The following is a 19,559-nucleotide window of genomic DNA, read 5'->3' as shown; positions in this document are numbered from 1 at the left end:
TTTTCTTACTTTTGTAATCAGAATCAAACGGCTGGTAAATCAACGGGTTTTGCAGGATTAAAGGTGGAATTCGGTATCAGCAAATAAATATATAATGAAAAACACACTAGGTATAGGGCATTTTATCGTATTATTGATTGCTGTCGCAATAGCCATTTTAATAGTGACTACCGCATATTCTTTTGTAAATGAAGGGGAAATAACATTTGTAGATGAAATAGAGAATGTAGAGACGGGTGAAAGTTTTTTGTCGGATGAACTGCATTTGTCGAATTCCAACGAATATAAAAGTTGGAAGAACACAACCGATACTACTTTTAAAAGTTTATATAACGGGAATCAGGCGGAAGACATCCTGGCGATGCGTCCGGATATGGTTATCCTGTGGGCCGGCTATGCTTTTTCTAAAAGTTATTTATCCCCAAGAGGACATATGTATGCTATTGACGATCTTCGTTATAGTTTACGTACCGGAGCTCCGCGGAAAGCAGGTGAAGGTCCTCAACCGGCTGCATGTTGGTCATGTAAAAGCCTCGATGTTCCGCGGTTGATGGGGGAAGTCGGTTCGCAAGGCTTTTATAGAAAGAAGTGGTACGACTGGGGATCGGAGGTTGTCAATCCTGTCGGTTGTGCCGACTGTCACGACCCCGAAAGCATGGAGTTGAGAGTGCCACGCCAGTTTTTGTCTGATGCTTTGAAACGGGGAGGTGATGCGATAGAGAATGCTTCCGAGCAGAAGATGCGTTCGCTGGTTTGTGCTCAATGCCATTCGGAATATTATCTGAAAGGAGAAGATAAAGAGATTGTTTTACCCTGGGACTCCGGCTATACGGTAGAAGCGATTGAAAACTACTATGACCGGATAGACTTTACGGATTATACCCATAAATTAAGTAGAACTCCCATGCTGAAAGCCCAGCACCCGGATTATGAACTGGCTCAAATGGGTATTCATGCCCGCCGTGGAGTCTCTTGCGGGGAATGTCATATGCCTTTTGTGGAAGAGGAGGAAAGAGGATATAATAATCATCATATCCAAAGTCCGTTGGCGATGATAAATAAAACATGCCAGTCCTGCCATCGTGAAAGTGAGGAAGAACTTCGTCAGGATGTATATACCCGCCAGAATAAAGTCATGGAATTACGGAATCATGTGGAGAAAGAATTGGTAAAGGCACATATCGAAGCCAAATGTGCCTGGGATAGGGGTGCAACGGAAAGCCAGATGCAACCGGTTCTTAAACTGCTTCGTAGTGCCCAGTGGCGTTGGGACTTTGCTATTGCTTCGCACGGCGCAGCTTTCCATGCTCCGCAGGAAGTAGAACGCATATTGGGGGACGGCCTGTATAAAACGATGCAAGCGCGGATGATAATCAGGGACGTATTGGATAAATACGGTTACGACGGAGAGGTTCCTATACCCGATCTTTCTACTAAAGAGAAAGCACAGAAATACGTCGGTCTGGATATCCGTTCGGAAATGGCAGCGAAAGACGAATTCCTGAAAACCGTCATACCGGAATGGATTGAAGAGGCCAAAGCCAATAAACGTTTTATTGAGGAGTATAGGGTAGCGAAATAGTGAATTTGCTGCCTTTCCCTTCTTCCGATTCGAGCAGGATCGTCCCGTTGAATGTTTTTATGATACTCAGGCTGATAGCTAATCCCAAGCCTGTTCCTTTGGCGAACTCATCCAGCTTTTGGAAGCGTTCGAACACCTGGTTTATTTTATCTTTAGGAATTCCCTTTCCGGTATCTTCAACTGAAAGTAAAATATGTTGATTGTCTGTGTCGTATTCATATTTGACTTTGATATATCCGTGCGATGTGAACTTGGTCGCGTTGTTGATAAAATTGGTCACCACCTGCGTCAGTCTGAAACGGTCTGTGTAGATGATAGCCGGCTTTTCCGGAGTTTCTTTGATCAGTTCAACCCCGTCAGGCATTAGTAACTTATGTGTATTGAAGATTTCATCTATCAGCTGGCTCAGGTCGCAGTCTGCATAAGTAAAAGAGATTTGCCCGGATTCGATACGTGATAAATCCAGAATGTCGTTGATCAGTTTAAGCAGTAGCGTATTGTTCGTGTTTATCAGGCTGATGAACTCGTCCTTTTCTTCCTTGTCCAATTCCATATCCGAACCCAGCAATTGGGAAAAGCCGACGATCGCATTAAGTGGCGTACGTATCTCATGGCTCATATTGGCCAGGAATGCAGACTTCATCTTATCCGACTCTTCTGCCTTTTTCAGGGCATTCATCAGGTCTAATTCCGTATCCTTGATTTGCTGGATATTGAGGCAAAGACCGTTTACTTCAACCGAATATTCATCGGTCGGTGATGACTTTATATTTTGCGCATACCTGAACTCCCACCATTCATGCCCTTTTTTATTGAAATCATATCTTCTTCTCGTTATTTGCCGGGAAGTGAAACCATGATCCAGCTTATAACGGTTAAGCAGGAAATCAGCCTGTTCATCTGCATGGATGGCATTGCTGAATTCTTCCGCACTGATCGGCTTTTCGGGCATATCCAGGTAATGATAGAATTCTTTATCGAAATAAAAGACTCCGTTTTTATAACAGAACGTGAAGATATTACCGCTTTCAAGGGCAAAAGACATGAACTCTTTTTCGTGTTTCAGGTTTTCCTGTATCTCTTTTTTACGTGTATTTTCCCTTTTGTATAATATCCGTTGGTAGATAATGATTATCAGTAACACTATACCTAATATTATACATGTACATATAATATATGACTGATATTGTACATAGAAAGGAATGTTTATAATCTCACTTCCGGCAGGAAGTTTACTGGGACTAATATCCCACTGGTCGAGAATTTTATAGTCGAAGATATACTTTTTTGCTGTTTCCGTAATTTGAGGGAAATCGCTTACTTCTGCTCCTTTCAATATATCGGCTATGCGGTTGGCTGCCACGATCGTTTGCCCTTCCAGGGTGGTCACATATCCTCCGATTACCCCGTAGTTATGACCGATCATTTCTGAAATAACGGAAAAACCCGGAAAAGAACTGAATCGTCCCAGGGAAAGTGTCAGGTAATCTCTCTTAACAGCCAGGTAAGCTTTGTTATAATAGTTCTCGCCCAGGCCTTTCAGTAATGACCGGGTCGATTTGCCGTTGATCGTACTGATATACATGGCATCCGGTATGATCTTTTTATCTTTGGGCAGTGAGATGCCGCTTTTCCCTGACAGCCGTATTTTTTCGGTAGAGAAGATATTATTTGTCTTGCAAATATCTTTTATCTGCTGATCCATATCATCCAGAATGATTTTATCTGAATAGATATCGTCGGTGACCCGTACCACGATACATTTCCCGATAAGCTGTTCGATCAGTTCGATATTCGTTTTATAATCCGGCTTGTCATGAAAACCAGTGATGTTGGGATACTTCTGAATAAATGATAGGTTGGGATAATTGACACCGGTAAAGACTACCGGAGTTGTTTTGACGGAAGGATGATCGCAGGTCAGTAATGCGTTCAGTGCCTGGTCGTCGTAGGCCAGGATAATGTCGGGATGCAGGGATGACAATGTATTCAACTTCTCATAGAGGAACATTTTTTGTTTCTTCTCTGTCTTTTTTATACAATCCAGGTAGATGGAATGCACTTCTGCCTGAATCTCTCTTTTCTGTAACTGGTCGGCAAATATTTTCTTTATTTCTTTATAGGCGGGGAACCCAGCTTCGTATGACTGGATTATTACTATCTGCTTTGGGCTGGTTGTTTGCTTGCAGGAGCTATTCAGAAAGCAAAACAGGACAAGAGTGAATATATATGGTACATGGAGAAGTCTATTTGACATTAGAATGTTGATTTAGTATATGTTTTTATCCCTAGTGTGTTACTGTTTATGACCTCGATCATTCATTTACGCCTCTAAATTAGACTGAATTTTTATATTGAACAAAGATTTAGGGTGTGAAATGTTATAATAACTGTTGATTTATATGGTTTTTTAGAATCGTGCAAGAATAAAGTCGGCACACACGTTGAATAATTATTCTATTATTTGTACTTTTGCCAGTCAAATTGCCGCTGGCGGTGAAAGCCACAGACGCATAGTAACTTGATTGAATAAATTTTAGAACAATGAATATATCTTACAACTGGCTGAAAGAGTATCTTGATTTCGATTTACAGCCTGAAGAAGTATCAGCAGCACTAACCTCTATCGGTTTGGAAACCGGCGGAGTGGAAGAAGTTCAAACTATCAAAGGTGGACTGGAAGGACTGGTTATCGGTGAAGTTCTTACCTGTGTGGAACATCCGAACTCCGATCACCTGCATATTACAACAGTAAATGTCGGTGGTGAAGAACCTTTGCAGATCGTTTGTGGCGCACCTAATGTTGCAGCAGGCCAGAAAGTGGTTGTTGCTGTTAACGGTACGAAACTGTATGACGGTGACGAAGTCTTTACGATCAAACGTTCAAAGATACGTGGCGTAGAGTCAAACGGTATGATCTGTGCAGAAGACGAGATCGGTATCGGAACAGACCATGCCGGTATTATCGTCCTCCCGGCTGATGCGGTTGTAGGAACTCCTGCCAAGGAATATTATAATGTAAAGAGCGACTATGTGTTGGAAGTGGACATCACTCCGAACCGTGTGGACGGAACGTCTCATTTCGGTGTTGCCCGCGACCTGGCTGCTTACCTGAAACAAAACGGTAAGCCGACGGAACTGAAACGTCCCTCTATCGACGCTTTCAAAATAGATGATGAAACCCCGGCTATTGAAGTCGTGGTAGAAAATACAGAAGCCTGTCCCCGTTACTCCGGTGTGACAATCAAAGGCGTAACCGTAAAAGAAAGTCCGGAATGGTTGAAGAACCGCCTGACTACCATCGGTCTGCGTCCTATCAATAATGTAGTGGACGTGACAAACTTTGTCCTGCACGAATTGGGACAACCTTTGCACTCGTTCGATGCCGGTAAGGTTAAAGGAAATAAAGTGATTGTGAAGACACAGCCGGAAGGAACGAAGTTCGTTACCCTGGACGGTGTTGAACGTACGTTGACCGATCGCGACCTGATGATCTGCAACACCGAAGATGCAATGTGTATCGGTGGTGTATTCGGAGGTCTGGATTCAGGTGTAACGGAACAGACTACCGATGTGTTCCTGGAATCAGCTTGCTTCCATCCGACATGGATTCGTAAGACAGCCCGTCGTTTCGGTCTGAATACGGATGCCTCTTTCCGTTTCGAACGTGGTTTGGATGCAAACAATACAATCTATGTATTGAAGCGTGCCGCATTGTTGATTCAGGAAGTTGCAGGTGGTAAGATTACCGGTTCGATCCAGGATGTATATCCGGTTCCAATGAAACCGTACACGGTTGAGCTGACTTATAATAAGATAAATTCACTGATAGGTAAGGTAATTCCGGTAGAAACGGTTAAGAGTATTCTGGATAGTCTGGAAATGGAAATCGTTTCTGAAACAGCCGAGGGATTGACTATCCATGTACCTGTTTACCGTATCGACGTACAACGTGATGTAGACGTGATCGAAGATATCCTTCGTATCTACGGATATAATAATATTGAGTTCAGCGATAGCGTGAAGTCGAACCTGAGCTACAAGACAGCAACAGACCGTAGTTACGATCTGCAAAACCTGATCTCGGAACAGCTTTGCGGTTCAGGTTTCAATGAGATCATGAATAACTCGCTGACCCGTTCGGCTTATTATGATGAGTTGACTACTTATCCGGTGTCTCACTGCGTCATGCTGATGAACCCGCTGAGTGCCGACCTGAACGGTATGCGTCAGACACTGTTGTTCGGTGGTCTGGAAAGTATCGAGCACAATGCCAAGCGTAAGAACGGCAATATCCGTTTCTTCGAGTTCGGAAACTGCTACGATTACAATGTAGAAAAGAAAAGAGAAGATGCCACACTGGCCGAATACTCGGAAGACTATCGCCTGGGAATATGGGTGTGTGGTGACCGTGTAGAAAACAGCTGGGCACATGCCGACGAAAAGTCTACCGTATATGAACTGAAAGCTTATGTAGAAAATATCCTTGTCCGCCTGGGAGTAAACCTCAAGAAAGTGATTTTCGGAAATCTGAGCAATGACATCTATTCGATAGGTGTTAGCATCACAACTGCTTCCGGTCGTCAGTTGGGTACTTTCGGTATCGTGAGCCGTAAGATCTGTAAGGCGATGGATATCGACTTCGAAGTTTATTATGCAGAATTGTCATGGACGCTGCTGATGAAAGAAACGAAGAAGAGCAAAGTTACTTTCTCCGAGATCTCCAAGTTCCCGGCCGTGAAACGTGACCTGGCTCTTTTATTGGATAAATCGGTTCAGTTTGCTGAAATCCAAAAGATCGCAGAAGACAGCGAACGAAAGTTGTTGAAGGAAGTATCCCTGTTCGACGTTTACGAAGGCAAGAACCTGCCGGCAGGTAAGAAATCGTATGCCGTAAGTTTCTATCTGCAGGATGAGACAAAGACATTGAACGATAAACAAATCGATGCAATCATGCAGAAGATCCGGAAGAATCTGGAAGACAAGCTGGGTGCGTCATTGAGATAATGATTAATTCATAACAATAAAAACATTCATACAATATGGGAAGAGCGTTTGAGTTCCGTAAAGCAAGAAAATTTAAACGTTGGGGTAATATGGCCCGTGTATTTACAAAACTGGGTAAGGAAATCACTATTGCGGCAAAAGCCGGTGGTCCTGATCCGGAAAACAATCCCCACTTGCGTGCTTTGATGCAGAATGCAAAGAAGGAGAACATGCCGAAGGAAAATGTGGAACGTGCCATTAAACGTGCTGTTGAAAAAGATTTTTCCGGTTATAAGGAAATGAATTATGAAGGATACGGCCCGTATGGTATCGCTATCTTCGTGGAAACAGCGACTGACAATACAACCCGTACGGTTGCCAACGTGCGTAGCTACTTCAACAAACACGGTGGTTCGCTGGGTACAAGCGGTAGCCTCGAATTTCTGTTCGACCATAAGTGCGTATTCCATATTGCAAAGAAGGAAGGCATTTCACTGGAAGACCTGGAGCTCGAACTGATCGACTATGGTGTGGATGAAGTGGATGAGGACGAAGAAGAAGTAGTTATCTACGGCGAATTCTCTCAGAACTCTGCTATCCAGAAGTATCTGGAAGAAAACGGCTACGAGATCACAAGCAGCGAGTTCGTACGTATACCGAACGACCTGAAAGAAGTGACAGCCGAACAACGTGAAGCACTTGACAAGTTGATCGAAAAGCTGGAAGAAGACGACGACGTGCAGAATGTATTCCATAATATCAAGGAAGACGACAGCGAAGAAGAGTAATCTTCTGTCTTATATGTTAAAAGGAAGTGATATCGGAGTAATTCCGGTATCACTTTTTTTATGTCATTGGGTTTTTTTGTACTTTCGCGCCGGACTAGTATATTTTATTAAACTCTATCTGTATGAAAAAGGTAATTTTTCTGTGGGCTCTCGTATGCCTCGGTGTAATGTGTAATCAGGCTTCAGCACAAAAGGAGCTGGGTATTTTCAATTCTCTTTCGGTAGGTGTAAGTGCCGGTACGACTGGTATCGGCGTCGATGTGGCAACTCCTGTTACACCTCATTTTGCAATTCGTGGTGGTGTATCGTTTATGCCGGGGATAAAGATCAATACCGATGCCGATGTCGATTTGGTTGATCCGGAATTGGGTCAGCGTACTTCAAGTATCGACCTGACGGGTAGTACGAAACGTACTTCCGGTGAATTGCTGGTCAATTATTATCCGTTCCTGAGTTCTTCTTTCTTCGTTACTGCCGGTGCTTATTTCGGTGGTTCCAAGATGGTGAAGATTGACGGGCATAGCGATGAACTGGCCGAATACATAAAGAATGGTGGCGATGCCAATATCGTTATCGGTGACCAGACGATTGCAGTGGATAAGAACGGTAACGTATCCGGTGGTCTTAAGGTATCGGGATTCCGTCCTTACCTGGGTGTCGGTTTCGGACGTGCAGTGCCTAAAAAGCGTGTCGGTGTACAGTTTGAACTGGGTGTACAGTTCCATGGGTCTCCTAAACTTTATACAAGTTCCGGCGATCTGGGTAGTGCGTTGGGTGACGGCGACGATACTTTCACGAAGATCATGGATAAACTGACGGTTTATCCGGTAATGAAAATACGCTTCTGCGGCAGATTATTCTAATCCCTTTAGGGATGTTGCCGGATATTTGCCTTCATCATTCATATAGTGAGGGCAAGTGTCTGGCTTTTAGTTTTTTATCTATGAATGCAGCCGGGTGAATATCCTTCATTATGCCCTCATTATGCCTTCATCCGAACGATAAACAAGACCGGATTATCTTCCTCCGTGCGATCCGGGAAAGCCTGTTTCAACTCTTCTCCTGAACGGCAGTAACAAAACGAATTATTATATACATCCAGGGCTTGCAGGTCGGGGACTTTTCCTGTTTGGTAGAAGTTGTCGTCGAACCCTCCCGCCACATTATATGCATAATCTTTTCGGCGGTCGTAGCAGAACGTGTAATTTTGTTCATCTTCGCTTGCATCACCGTAGGTGGAAACCAGGTAACGTCCGGCTATGCACAACGGAAGGATGGAGGAATATCCTGCGTGGATATCCAATTTGTTCCGGCTGATCAGATAAAGTGTATCCGCCAGTATCTCTTCCGGCTGTACGGAAGGGGTGTGGGCATATACATTGCCGTTGGAAACGGACAGTTCCGGCGAAAAGCAGGCTCCGAGATAGAAACGTCCCAGGTCGGCAGCCGTCAGTTTGCGGGCATCCTGTAGATGGAACGTCGTATCGAATTTATAGAGCCAGCGGTCGACATTTTGTTTACCGGGTTCTTCTTTGCAGGGAGACAGGGATTGGGCCGTCATCCAGATATGGCGGTCATGATAGATCATCCGGGTAGGAGTGTTCAGCGGATTGATCCCGGCCAGGCTTTTCTGTTCCAGCAATACGCCTTCATAATCGTAATAATAAACGTTTTCTTTGTCATCCATCACGATCAGTTGTTTTTGCAGCGGATCGATCACATAGTCGGCCACCGGAAAGAAGGTGTTCGATGTCACCTGGTTTTCGAATTTACCGGAACAGTTGAAGCGGTAGAGCTGACGGTTGCTGACAAGGAACAAATCTTCCCTGTCGCGTTTGATCTGTGTGGCATATTTCAGTCGGCAGTCGGAATTGGTTTCCAACGGGATCGCGATTACCTCTTCGGCGATATCCGACAAGGAGCCTTTAACGGTGCTTTTCACCGGAGTATCGACACAGAAAAGTTGATATCCCTCTTTTATGTAGATGATACTGACGAGCAGTAGCAGTAGTAAACAGGTTTTTTTCATTTCATGATTCGTTTAAAGAGAACGTAAATATAACGATCTTATCTCCGGTTTATTGAATGAAAGGTCGATTTCTTTTGTACTTTTGAGGTGTTTGGTGCAGAATGATTAAATTTGCATAGAAGGTAATGGAAGTATAATCCAACAATAACGATTATGGCAATAGATGATTTTGATGAATATATAAAGCAATCAGAGCCTCATAAGCGTGAGAAAGGATATGCCTGGCAAACTGCCATCGGCTTGCAAGCCGTGGATGGACTAAAGCCGTCAGATTATTTGATCGAAACGGCCCTCCGGGATATTGAAGGAGAAATTACGATTGATGAAGCGGAGCAGCTTATAAAAAGCTATTACCAATCGAAAGCAGTTCGTACGGTAGAAGATGATGAAACACACGAAGCGGATGTGGCTTCTACAAACATAAGGCGCATTCTAGCCGAAAAGACATTTGCCTTTACATTGGTTGGTTTGACTTCCATACATCGTCGGATTTTTAATGGTGTCTTTAAATTTGCCGGGAAGATACGCGATTATAATATCACGAAAAAAGAATGGGTATTACGTGGTGATACGGTATTTTATGTTTCTGCCCCTGACATTCGCCGGGCCATAGAGTATGATTTGGAGCAAGAGCATGCTTTTGATTATTCTCAGGTGGACCGTAATGAGTTGGTGGAACATATCGCTAAGTTTGTGTCAGGAATTTGGCAGATTCATCCTTTTGGTGAAGGCAATACAAGAACAACTGCCGTCTTTGCCATTCTGTATTTGCGCTCATTGGGCTTTAATGTAGAGAATGATCTTTTTGCTAAACATTCATGGTACTTCCGTAATGCATTAGTACGCGCCAACTATCAGAATGTGCAAAAAGGTATTATGCGTGATTCAAATTTTCTGATTCGCTTCTTCCGCAATCTGCTTTTAGGTGAAGAAAATGAGCTGAAGAACCGGTATATGGTAGTGAATGTCCCGGAGTTATCGGATATGGAAGATAAACCAGACCCAACAAGTACCCAACAAGTACCCAACAAGTACCCCGTAAGTACCCCGCAAGTTCTTGATCTGATAAAAGCAGTAGGAAGCCAGACTATGTCGGTGAAAGAGATGATGAATTCCGTAGGGCTTAAAGACCGAGGTAATTTCTTAAAGAACTATTTGAATCCGGCTATTCAAGAGAATGTGTTGCGACTGCTTTACCCCGATAAACCCAATCATCCGCGACAAAAATATTTGTTGACTGTGAAGGGAATCGAGGTATATAACAATATGAATAATTAAATTTACCTCCTTTAGCTTTGCAGGAAAACCCAATTATCCCCTTCTGACATGCTCTCGTCATAAGTAAACCCTTCCCAGGAGAATTGTTTGAGCTCTTCAGGATCAGTAATCCGGTTTTTCAGTATATACCGGGTCATTTGTCCGCGTGCCATTTTCGTGTAAATGACAATTGTTTGTGCTTTTCCGTCTTTCCAAACCTTGAACTCCGGCGTGATGATGCGTACCGCTTTTTCTACCTCTTTCCAGTTGTAAGCTCCTTGTATCTCCTGGCTGGCAAGGTTGATCAGGATATTGTCGTTCGCTTTCACATCGTCTATAAGCGTTTGTGTCTGCCGCGGACGCCAGTAGTTGTACATATTTCCTTCGCCCAGTTCCGGCAGTTTCACTTCATATTCCATCCGGTAGGTCTTGATCAGGTCGAGCGGACGCAATAGGCCATAGCAGATGGAAGCAATCCGCAGATGATCGTTCATGTAACGAAAATCGTCGGGCGTAAAGTCTTTCGGTGCCAGGTTCTTGAAGACCACTCCGGTATAAGCCAGTATTGCCTGCAACGAATGGTTCTCTTCCGAATGGAACTCCTGGAATCGGTTATAATTCTCCAACGCTAGCTTGGGGTTGAGCTTCAATATCTTTTTCAGTTCATCGGCAGAGAACTGTGCCATATTCAGGGCTATTTCCATCGCTTCCTGTGTGAAACGGGGTGTTGTCCCTACGGGCGCTTTTATCTTGGAAGTGCCGGTCATTGTCTTTGCCGAGGTTAATATAATTAGCATATTTATATGTTGTTTCTGGTTTACCGGGTAAATTTAATATTTTCTTCCCTATATCTTAACTCAAAACATACGAATAACTATTATTTTTCTCCTATGTTTTTTTACTTTTGAGCAAGCCCGAAATTAATTTTTAGCATGCTCGAATTTAATTTTGAGCTAGCTCAAAATTGATTTTATGCTTGCACAAAAGTAAAATTATTGCTATCTTTCGAACTAAATAATAAGGACTTAAAACTTAAATCTACTGTATATGTGTGCTAAATATACGTTTTATAAGAATCCACCGAACCGGGAAACGGGAGAAACAGGTTCGCTGTATGCCAAAGTCGTTTCCGATGGAAAGATCACGACTGACCTGCTGGCGGATGAGATAGCCGGCATCTGTTCGTTCAGTTCCGGCGATGTAAAGGGGGTGATTCGTGCTTTATCGGACAGGTTGGCCTTTCATTTGAAATATGGCGAAACCGTTGACCTGGATGGGATAGGTAACTTTTCTGTTACCTTGAAGACTCCGAAGGGCATCACCAGCCCGAAGCAAATTCGTGCCGAGTCGATCAGTTTTAACAATGTTGTCTACCGTTCCTCTCCCCAACTTAAGCAGCAACTGAAAGCAATGCCTCTTGAACGTGCCGTCCTTCCCAAACGCAAGGAACAGGCTGAAGAGGAACGGCTGAAGCGCATCCTCACCCGACTGGAAACCAGCCACCTCATTTCTTCCTCCGATTGCATGTGTTTTAATCAATGCAGCCGTTATCAAGCCCTGAAAGACCTGAAGAAGCTTCACGAACAAGGCAAGTTGCTTCGTTTGGGAAGAGGAAAACAGAAATATTACGTGTTGAAAGAAAGCTGGCAGAAAGGGATGCGGAAAGAGGAAGAAAGCAAAGAGTAGGCTTTTCAGAACCGATCACGTTAAAGTATCAGGGGGAGAAAATATACCATACCGGATGTAAAGATTGGTGAAGGGGTTATAACTTAACTTACTGATTGAGTATTGTATTGGCGCTGCGTATATAATGCCAGGCTCTGATGTTTATGGATGGGCGTTTGTAAGGCTTATAAACAAAAAAGTTTTGTTTGGATAGAATAGTTTCGTGTTTTTTTGTTATATTTGGATGTGCAAAATTTACATTAGTATTAATGAAAAACACAATAATGTATGTTTACTGTAGCCATGACAAACGCAGAGCTTCAACATGAAGCTTATCTTGATTTCCTTGAGTTGAAGGGGCCTATAAGGATTGCTTTCGGTAATTTCCGTTGGCAAATGAATTCTTCCGGCAAAAAGAATCCTTATTGTATCCATAATATTGTTCAAACGAAAACTTATCGTACCAAACGAAATAATACATGGCAAATAGAATTCCACAGTAATTATTACACCCGGGAAAATGCAATGATAGGAGGTTATGTGATTTATATTCCTTTATATCGGGGAGAACTTACCGAATATCTGTTCCTGAGGAGCATTGATGATTTTTTTCCTGAAAAGATAACTTCCCATTTCGTACAACGTTATAAAGAACGTTATCTGCTGCCGGACAAGATCAATACGAAAGGGATGAATGCTGCCCTTTATTTCCAACGTCACTCTGACGATATGAGGCCAACGGATTTTTATCCGGAAAACTGGAGTGAAGAAGATAAGGAAAATAAAATGATCTGGCTCTCGGATCAAGGACTGTTCGTTACTCATATGGAAGATAAGATGCGCGTTTATATCACTTTCCTTGATCAGGAGAACTTGTCATGCTATAAAGCGATGATTTATGAAGAAGAGAATTTGATGCGATTGTACAATGAAGGGAAAAAGATCAAGGATCCTATTGAGCAGGCTAAACACATGGCTTATATTTACAAACAACCCAATGCCAGAAAGATACAGGAAAGATATCTGGAAAGAACAACTGACTATGATCTTCCTGATCGCGAAAAAATTATCAAGGATTGCCTTAAGGCATGGGATGCAATGGTGAAAGCGACTTTCCAACTGTTGGATAAAGTTAGAGAGCTTGAAGTGGATGCAGATAGGATATTCAGATAAAAGAGGCTATTGAATGGTCGAATTAATGAGTGATTTCCGTGGGTTGTAAAGGTATAGGTGAATATTCTACCTTAAACTCTGTCTCCATATAAACCTCAATCTGTAATCCTATTTTATATTTTCCGGGAGCTAGTATTCCTGCTTTGAAACTCTCTTTATCGTGGCGTGATTGTAAACCATTGGTGTCCCACGATATCGGAATACTGAATAGCATGGCTTCTCCACCTTTCAATAGAGCATGGCTTTTCATCCATTGGGATTCTCCGACCCAGCCTGAACGGGCATACGGATGAACATTGTATAATTCGTCTGTTCCGACACTGGGTAGATATACGGGTTGTACTGACAGATTGGTGTGATTTTCAAACAGAATGCGAAGTGAATCGTTCTTTGAGTCTAATACACGGAAGTTGAAAGCACCTTTCATTTCGCTGTTTTTTACGGATTGAATACTCTTGTCTGTTACGGTACAATAGATGTAGATGTTAGCAAAGACATAGAAATGAATTTTGTATTTATTAGGTTCTAAAAGATATTTAAACTCTGACATGCTGATATGTTCCGGCAATGTGTCTCCTTTGGACAGAGTTCTGCCTCCTCCGGCAAACCCAAGATTGTCGATGAATGGGAATTCAGTCCATTTCCCGTTTTCCCATTGTTCCATTCTGTGGTATTCAAGTTCAGCGGAAGGAGCATCGACGTTGATCACGTCTAATGTGATTTGTTGCGTTTTGGTTGTATATACAGGCTTTTGGGTTCTTATCTTGTAAGCATCCGGGTGGGTGATCGCTACATTGGGGATACGTTTCAAGGTCACTCGTTTGTTATATTGTTCTATCTCTGACAGAGGAATAGGGGCATCTATGTCGTATTGTTGTGTGTCTGCATCGGCAATGACGATTTCAGTGGTACTATCTGCGCCGCCAATGATTGTCGATTGCTTTTGTCTGTTTGTACATCCGATAAAAAGAATGCAAAGAAGCAGGTTGTATAAAATGACAGATCTCATAGGTTCACGTTTTATAATTCAGAGTTCACTCTTCTGTATCCAGTAGAATAACAGGAATGCCTTTTGGGGGCTATGTTCGTAAAAATATGAAATTAATCTGAGAACGGATAGAAAGTGTGATTTTTATTTCTCATCAATTGCTTAATGATTGTCGGTCTGGAATTTATCCTATATATTTGAATAGTCTATGATATAGTACTAAGGTTTCATCAGAGAAATTATTATTTATGCTCCAATACATTAAAAACGAACAACATTACTCTTCCCTTATCGAGGCTATCCGGCAGGCAAAGCGGACAGTATGGATCGGCACGGCTGATATAAAAGACCTTTATATCAAAGAAGGAAAAGACGCTGTACCCCTCCTGAAGCTGTTGGAGCAAAAGGTGAAGGAAGGTGTCGAAGTACGTCTGATCCATGCTAAAGAACCGGGACAGAACTTCCGCGATGACTTTGATAAGTATCCTTTGCTTTGGAGTCGGATGGAGCGTGTGCTTTGTCCGCGTGTCCATTTCAAGTTATTGATATTCGACCTGAAGCAGGTCTATATCGGATCGGCAAACTTGACGGGAGCCGCGTTAGGCATGAAAGGAAAAGACAACCGTAACTTCGAAGCGGGAATCTTCACCTCCGTAGAAGAGCTGGTGACGGAAGCCGTCGAACAGTTCGATGAGCTTTGGATGGGGATTCCTTGCAAGACCTGTCAGCGGAAGAAGTATTGTTCGGACAGGATTACATGATTAAAGATCAGCACTGTCTGTAAGACGGAATCCGTATTACAGACAGTGGCTTTCTTTTACTTTTTTGTATATGTTCTGGTGTAACTGTCTTGGGTGAGCGTCAGTGAGTTTTCAGATATCTTGTCAATCTTTAGTGTGTCGGAGAATGAGAGTGTTTGTCCGTTGCCGATACTTTTTCCCTGAAGTACCAAGGCATCAGCATTGTCCAGTTTTATAGTTTCCCACTTCTCATAAACCAGTGTTGCCATATTGATAGAAGAGGCAAGTCCATCGTCTTTCAGTTCGAAACCTTCCATTTGTTCGGGCATACCGTTGATAGGAGCGACCCAGGAACCTTTTAATTGGTTTGTAAGATTATTATTTCCGCTGCAAGCAATCAATACCAGTGTGGCGATAGGTAATAAGAGGCCACACGTAATCGTCTTTTTCATATTAAATACTGTTTTGAATTTGAATAAGTACACAAATATATCTGAAGGATATAGGAATCCGATGATTTATATAGTTTTTTTAGTACAAGCGAGTAAGGTTTGAATATATTTATTATATTTATGCAACCGAAGAATATTAATTAACATACTATGATAGGTGCAATAGCAGGAGACATTATCGGCTCCGTTTATGAATTCGATAATATAAAAACGACGGACTTTCCGCTGTTTACAAGTGAAAGTGATTATACGGACGACACGATCATGACAGTTGCTGTTGCAGACTGGCTGCTTAATGGGGGAGATCTGACTCGTGTCATGCAGGAATACGGACGTAAATATCCATGTCCGATGGGAGGTTACGGCGGTCGTTTTAGTGGTTGGCTTCGGGAAAAAGATCCGCAACCGTATAACAGCTGGGGAAATGGTTCAGCAATGCGGGTAAGTGCTGTCGGATGGAAATTCGATTCATTGGAAGAGACTTTGGATGTCACCAGGGAAACAGCTATTGTCTCTCATAACCATCCCGAAGGAATAAAAGGAGCCCAGGCTACCGCTGCTGCGATTTATTTGGCACGAACCGGAAAAAGCAGGCAAGAAATCAAACAATATATAGAAACTACTTTTTCCTACGATCTGAACCGTACCTGTGACGATATACGTCCGACTTATCATTTCAATGAAAGTTGCCAGGGCACCGTTCCCGAAGCAATCATCGCCTTCCTGGATAGTACAGATTTTGAAAACGCCATCCGCCTGGCTGTCTCTTTGGGTGGCGATAGCGATACGCTAGCCTGTATCACCGGAGGGATAGCCGAGGCTTTTTATGGCGTACCGGACGGAATCCGGTCGGAAGTATTCAAACGGATACCACGGAAATTTCAGGAGATAGTGAAGCAATTAGTTGCTTATTAGGCAACTTCTTTTTGGTTTTGTACAATTTTAATAGTAAACATTATGGCACGACAAATTAAACGAACACCTGTCCTAAAGGACGAAGATGCTGTGAACTTTATACAGAATTTCTTTTGAAGAATTTGTCTTCATGAAAAAGAAAGAGTTAGTGAAATGTCTGACTCTAATGTGATCAAAGAATATACATTCTGTTTTTCTAAACTATATTTCTATAATATAATACCGTCTATCGCTGTTATCATATTTTTCCCAAGTAAAATTATATATTCCTTTAATAGTTATACATTCTTGTTCTTTTGTCTCACCTGTAGGTTTGAATATAGTTTCATAAATTTTATTTTCATCTCGGAAATACTTGTAAATGCCTTCAGATTTAATTGCTGTTGTATAAAATGTTTTATGAGATACTAGAACAACACAATATGTGTGATTAAAACCTAGGTTTTCTTTAATTTGTTCCATGAATTTAATATCCTTTACGAAGGAATACATTTGTTCGGGATATTGGCCATTTAAGGGACATTTTAACTCGATAGCGTATTTCTCACCATTCTTATTATAAATAGAGATGTCAATTTCTTTTTTTATAGAATTGAATTTTGTATTTGTAAAGAACGAAATATTTCGTTCAAATTGTACTTTGAAATCAGGTAAACATTCTCTTAGATAAATACCTAGTTCATGTTCTAGACTAAATTCGTTATAAATTTCTATATCTCTTTGTTGGATAATATTTTTGAAAAAGTCATGAATAATTAGTGGTATATTATTTCTATTATGTTGTAACTTTTTGTGTAATAAAATATTCTGCAATTCTTTTTTTATAGATGTTAAATTATCTTTCGGATCCAGAATACATACGAATAGTTGAATACTTTTAGCAGTTTCTGAAGCTATTATTGAATTAATATGACAAAAGGTAGATGTTCCATGAATGAGACATTTGCTTTCTGTTATTTTTCCAAAACCATTATTTATGACGTTTGCTATATCCGTATCTACTTTGCCAACGTGAATGATTTCGTTATTCACAACAAAATAATATAATCCTGCTGAATTATTGATATTTTGATTTTTAGATATGGAAAAATAACAAAAATCACAATCTCCATATCTATGTTTGGTTTGATTGAGTGAACGGAAATTATACAATTTGTCTTTATTAATGTCTAACTTGATTTCTTTAAATACAAGAGGTTCGTGATTTGATATTGAAATAGTAGATGTATTCATAATATAACTTATAATTGATACTATAAAAATACTGTTTTTTACAAAAATATGAATTATCTCTGATATATTTAATAGTTTAATTAAATATTATGGTATGAAGAATTAAATCAATACCTGTTCTTTGGATACGAATAAGTGAAACGATGATATTAAACTCTAATTTATGAAATCTGATGTCTAAATTATTAGATTGTTATGCTCATCTTCGAGAGGGTATACCTGTTAATCAGGCATCTGACTCCATACTTTGTTTTCTACTTCTTCGATGGAAAATGTATCTTTTTCTTTGTCGTAAGATAAGGAGAACTTGTAGTATGTGTCGTTTTTTACGTGGCGGAGTGCGCCCAGGTACATCCCGTTATCATCATCGGACAGGTTTATGGTAGGGATTAATTTGACGACGTAAGTCCTATCGTCTATCGCTATATGAACTTGTGAGTTATCTTCTCCCCAATAAGCAAATACGATTGCTTTATAATGTTGTAGGTTCGCTTTATCCCTAAAGGGATGGATAAGTACCTGGTTCTCTACCAAGACGCTAGCCGATTCGGGAACATTTTTCAATTCGAAATCCAGAAGAGCATTGTAATGGATTAACATGTCGGAAAGAACGGTTGATGCTTTTCCTGTATATTGGCAAGACAGGCAATCGGCGGCCAATAACTTTTCTTCGGTTGTCTGGTCGAAGAATGTGGGTGGTGCATTATCCGTACTTCCGGATATGAATTCGGAATAATAGCCGGGTGACGCAAAAAGTATAAGCGGACCTGAGCCCAGACCGACCCAGGGACTTCCGCTGTTGTCTTCCGTTATAAATGAACCGGGAATGTAGCAAGGTTCGTCTTTAGGAAAGGATTTGATTCTATTACCGTTTATCGTATAATCATATATGTAGTAGTAATTCATTGTCAGTATCCAATTGTTCCGATTGGACAGGTCGATATTTGAAACACCTTCAAATGACTCGATGAAAATATTTTCCTTTTCTTCTTCTTTGTCTTTTTCGCTCAGGAGATATTTATTACATGAGATATTTCCTGACACACAGAAAATAGCAAAGAGCAAACCGAATACATTCTTTCTCGTCATACCTAAAACTTGCATATTGGTGATTGACAAAGATAGTAAATATTGAATAGCCGGGCAGGATTACGCCTTTATTCTTCTTTCATCCTCCGAATCTCCTCCATCTCCTTATTCAACCGTTTGAACTGTGCTGGTAAGACATATTTCAGATTTATGAATATGGATGCGGCCATGACAGCCATGATGAGTAACAACATGACAGCCCCTTCGGTAGTAGTAAACAGAGGCGCATTGATCATCAGGAAAATACCGGCTATTCCCACCGGGCTGCAATAGTAATTCCTTTTCGTCACATTCAGTTTATATAACTCCAGTTCCCGTATAGTCTTTTTATTTTCAAGATATGAATCTGTTATATCCAGCTTTCTCAGATTCAGATAATATTTTATCAGTCCCCATGAAGCAAAGCAGGCAAAAGCCAGAAACAACACTATTCCAATATAGAAATTAACCATGTTATGGATATGAATGTGTGAAAATAATATGACAAGGATAACTACCGGGAAAGGGATTCTGAACAATAAGAGTAACAGATTCTTTCTTTTCATCCGGTTTGTTTCTGCCGAGATCTTTTTCATCAGGGCTGTTCTATTCAGATGTACATTCGCTACAATTTGCTGGTTTTCCTGTTTCCAGCTGTTTTTTATATTATCGAGTTCCATAAC

Annotated in this window: 17 protein-coding genes; 9 read left to right on the top strand and 8 right to left on the bottom strand. The window is 41.4% G+C overall.

Features of this window, described 5'->3' with window-relative positions; genetic code table 11:
- Nucleotides 1–94: 94 nt before the first annotated feature.
- Entirely contained in the window at nucleotides 95–1,582 is a 1,488-nt protein-coding gene (nrfA, locus tag BQ7394_RS15430; RefSeq protein ID WP_075558247.1) for an ammonia-forming cytochrome c nitrite reductase, read from the top strand.
- Here the strand turns inward: nrfA and BQ7394_RS15425 are convergent.
- On the bottom strand, nucleotides 1,554–3,839 hold the full coding sequence (locus BQ7394_RS15425; protein ID WP_075558246.1) for a sensor histidine kinase: 2,286 nt from the start codon (nucleotides 3,837–3,839) through the stop codon (nucleotides 1,554–1,556). The two genes, nrfA and BQ7394_RS15425, sit on opposite strands and share 29 nt — an antisense overlap.
- Before the next feature lie 287 nt (nucleotides 3,840–4,126).
- Here BQ7394_RS15425 and pheT point away from each other — a divergent pair, with 287 nt between their 5' ends.
- The 3 genes from pheT to BQ7394_RS15410 all read left to right on the top strand — a co-directional run bounded on the left by pheT (nucleotide 4,127) and on the right by BQ7394_RS15410 (nucleotide 8,219).
- Nucleotides 4,127–6,589: a phenylalanine--tRNA ligase subunit beta gene (pheT, locus tag BQ7394_RS15420; protein ID WP_075558245.1), complete on the top strand. Its 2,463-nt coding sequence runs from the start codon at nucleotides 4,127–4,129 to the stop codon at nucleotides 6,587–6,589.
- Between the two features lie 35 nt (nucleotides 6,590–6,624).
- On the top strand, nucleotides 6,625–7,356 hold the full coding sequence (locus tag BQ7394_RS15415) for a YebC/PmpR family DNA-binding transcriptional regulator (RefSeq protein WP_075558244.1): 732 nt from the start codon (nucleotides 6,625–6,627) through the stop codon (nucleotides 7,354–7,356).
- 122 nt (nucleotides 7,357–7,478) lie between these two features.
- Nucleotides 7,479–8,219: a hypothetical protein gene (locus BQ7394_RS15410; RefSeq protein WP_075558243.1), complete on the top strand. Its 741-nt coding sequence runs from the start codon at nucleotides 7,479–7,481 to the stop codon at nucleotides 8,217–8,219.
- 119 nt (nucleotides 8,220–8,338) lie between these two features.
- Here the strand turns inward: BQ7394_RS15410 and BQ7394_RS15405 are convergent, their stop codons facing one another.
- A complete protein-coding gene (locus BQ7394_RS15405) occupies nucleotides 8,339–9,385 on the bottom strand; it encodes a 6-bladed beta-propeller (RefSeq protein ID WP_075558242.1) in 1,047 nt (348 codons plus the stop codon).
- Between the two features lie 159 nt (nucleotides 9,386–9,544).
- On the opposite strand from BQ7394_RS15405, the gene BQ7394_RS15400 reads away from it, so the two are divergent.
- Nucleotides 9,545–10,663 (top strand): Fic family protein, encoded by a 1,119-nt coding sequence (locus BQ7394_RS15400; protein WP_075560059.1) that lies wholly within the window; start codon nucleotides 9,545–9,547, stop codon nucleotides 10,661–10,663.
- 11 nt (nucleotides 10,664–10,674) lie between these two features.
- Here BQ7394_RS15400 and yaaA read toward each other — a convergent pair whose 3' ends face one another.
- Nucleotides 10,675–11,439 (bottom strand): peroxide stress protein YaaA, encoded by a 765-nt coding sequence (gene yaaA / locus BQ7394_RS15395; protein WP_075558241.1) that lies wholly within the window; start codon nucleotides 11,437–11,439, stop codon nucleotides 10,675–10,677.
- A 250-nt stretch (nucleotides 11,440–11,689) separates the two neighbouring features.
- Between yaaA and BQ7394_RS15390 the strand changes: the two genes are divergently transcribed.
- Complete coding sequence (locus BQ7394_RS15390) at nucleotides 11,690–12,328, top strand: HU family DNA-binding protein (protein WP_075558240.1); 639 nt, start codon at nucleotides 11,690–11,692, stop codon at nucleotides 12,326–12,328.
- 267 nt (nucleotides 12,329–12,595) lie between these two features.
- On the top strand, nucleotides 12,596–13,480 hold the full coding sequence (locus BQ7394_RS15385; protein WP_075558239.1) for a hypothetical protein: 885 nt from the start codon (nucleotides 12,596–12,598) through the stop codon (nucleotides 13,478–13,480).
- 22 nt (nucleotides 13,481–13,502) lie between these two features.
- Here the strand turns inward: BQ7394_RS15385 and BQ7394_RS15380 are convergent, their stop codons facing one another.
- Nucleotides 13,503–14,489, bottom strand: coding sequence for an immunoglobulin-like domain-containing protein (locus BQ7394_RS15380; RefSeq protein ID WP_087880608.1), 987 nt, complete (start codon nucleotides 14,487–14,489; stop codon nucleotides 13,503–13,505).
- 227 nt (nucleotides 14,490–14,716) lie between these two features.
- Here BQ7394_RS15380 and BQ7394_RS15375 point away from each other — a divergent pair, with 227 nt between their 5' ends.
- Nucleotides 14,717–15,229, top strand: a complete 513-nt coding sequence (locus BQ7394_RS15375; RefSeq protein WP_075558238.1) for a phospholipase D-like domain-containing protein — start codon at nucleotides 14,717–14,719, stop codon at nucleotides 15,227–15,229.
- Nucleotides 15,230–15,285: 56 nt separating this feature from the next.
- On the opposite strand, the gene BQ7394_RS15370 is transcribed toward BQ7394_RS15375, so the two are convergent.
- The gene (locus BQ7394_RS15370) at nucleotides 15,286–15,660 is read right to left on the bottom strand and encodes a lipocalin-like domain-containing protein (protein ID WP_075558237.1); all 375 of its coding nucleotides are present in this window, start codon (nucleotides 15,658–15,660) and stop codon (nucleotides 15,286–15,288) included.
- A 150-nt stretch (nucleotides 15,661–15,810) separates the two neighbouring features.
- Here BQ7394_RS15370 and BQ7394_RS15365 point away from each other — a divergent pair, with 150 nt between their 5' ends.
- A complete protein-coding gene (locus tag BQ7394_RS15365; protein ID WP_075558236.1) occupies nucleotides 15,811–16,575 on the top strand; it encodes an ADP-ribosylglycohydrolase family protein in 765 nt (254 codons plus the stop codon).
- 201 nt (nucleotides 16,576–16,776) lie between these two features.
- Here BQ7394_RS15365 and BQ7394_RS26085 read toward each other — a convergent pair whose 3' ends face one another.
- The 3 genes from BQ7394_RS26085 to BQ7394_RS15350 form a co-directional block, all read right to left on the bottom strand.
- Nucleotides 16,777–17,808, bottom strand: coding sequence for a hypothetical protein (locus tag BQ7394_RS26085; protein ID WP_210436534.1), 1,032 nt, complete (start codon nucleotides 17,806–17,808; stop codon nucleotides 16,777–16,779).
- Between the two features lie 222 nt (nucleotides 17,809–18,030).
- On the bottom strand, nucleotides 18,031–18,897 hold the full coding sequence (locus BQ7394_RS15355; protein ID WP_139317716.1) for a hypothetical protein: 867 nt from the start codon (nucleotides 18,895–18,897) through the stop codon (nucleotides 18,031–18,033).
- Between the two features lie 68 nt (nucleotides 18,898–18,965).
- Entirely contained in the window at nucleotides 18,966–19,556 is a 591-nt protein-coding gene (locus BQ7394_RS15350) for a hypothetical protein (RefSeq protein ID WP_075558234.1), read from the bottom strand.
- Between the last annotated feature and the right edge of the window lie 3 nt (nucleotides 19,557–19,559).

The sequence above is a fragment of the Parabacteroides timonensis genome (assembly GCF_900128505.1).
Classification (GTDB): Bacteria; Bacteroidota; Bacteroidia; order Bacteroidales; family Tannerellaceae; genus Parabacteroides; species Parabacteroides timonensis.
This window is presented reverse-complemented; position numbering and strand designations above follow the sequence as displayed.

Coding starts and splice junctions, on each gene's coding strand:
- nrfA (WP_075558247.1), top strand. CDS start 95: ATGAAAAACACACTAGGTATAGGGCATTTTATCGTATTATTGATTGCT.
- BQ7394_RS15425 (WP_075558246.1), bottom strand. CDS start 3,839: ATGTCAAATAGACTTCTCCATGTACCATATATATTCACTCTTGTCCTG.
- pheT (WP_075558245.1), top strand. CDS start 4,127: ATGAATATATCTTACAACTGGCTGAAAGAGTATCTTGATTTCGATTTA.
- BQ7394_RS15415 (WP_075558244.1), top strand. CDS start 6,625: ATGGGAAGAGCGTTTGAGTTCCGTAAAGCAAGAAAATTTAAACGTTGG.
- BQ7394_RS15410 (WP_075558243.1), top strand. CDS start 7,479: ATGAAAAAGGTAATTTTTCTGTGGGCTCTCGTATGCCTCGGTGTAATG.
- BQ7394_RS15405 (WP_075558242.1), bottom strand. CDS start 9,385: ATGAAAAAAACCTGTTTACTACTGCTACTGCTCGTCAGTATCATCTAC.
- yaaA (WP_075558241.1), bottom strand. CDS start 11,439: ATGCTAATTATATTAACCTCGGCAAAGACAATGACCGGCACTTCCAAG.
- BQ7394_RS15390 (WP_075558240.1), top strand. CDS start 11,690: ATGTGTGCTAAATATACGTTTTATAAGAATCCACCGAACCGGGAAACG.
- BQ7394_RS15385 (WP_075558239.1), top strand. CDS start 12,596: ATGTTTACTGTAGCCATGACAAACGCAGAGCTTCAACATGAAGCTTAT.
- BQ7394_RS15380 (WP_087880608.1), bottom strand. CDS start 14,489: ATGAGATCTGTCATTTTATACAACCTGCTTCTTTGCATTCTTTTTATC.
- BQ7394_RS15375 (WP_075558238.1), top strand. CDS start 14,717: ATGCTCCAATACATTAAAAACGAACAACATTACTCTTCCCTTATCGAG.
- BQ7394_RS15370 (WP_075558237.1), bottom strand. CDS start 15,660: ATGAAAAAGACGATTACGTGTGGCCTCTTATTACCTATCGCCACACTG.
- BQ7394_RS15365 (WP_075558236.1), top strand. CDS start 15,811: ATGATAGGTGCAATAGCAGGAGACATTATCGGCTCCGTTTATGAATTC.
- BQ7394_RS26085 (WP_210436534.1), bottom strand. CDS start 17,808: ATGAATACATCTACTATTTCAATATCAAATCACGAACCTCTTGTATTT.
- BQ7394_RS15355 (WP_139317716.1), bottom strand. CDS start 18,897: ATGACGAGAAAGAATGTATTCGGTTTGCTCTTTGCTATTTTCTGTGTG.
- BQ7394_RS15350 (WP_075558234.1), bottom strand. CDS start 19,556: ATGGAACTCGATAATATAAAAAACAGCTGGAAACAGGAAAACCAGCAA.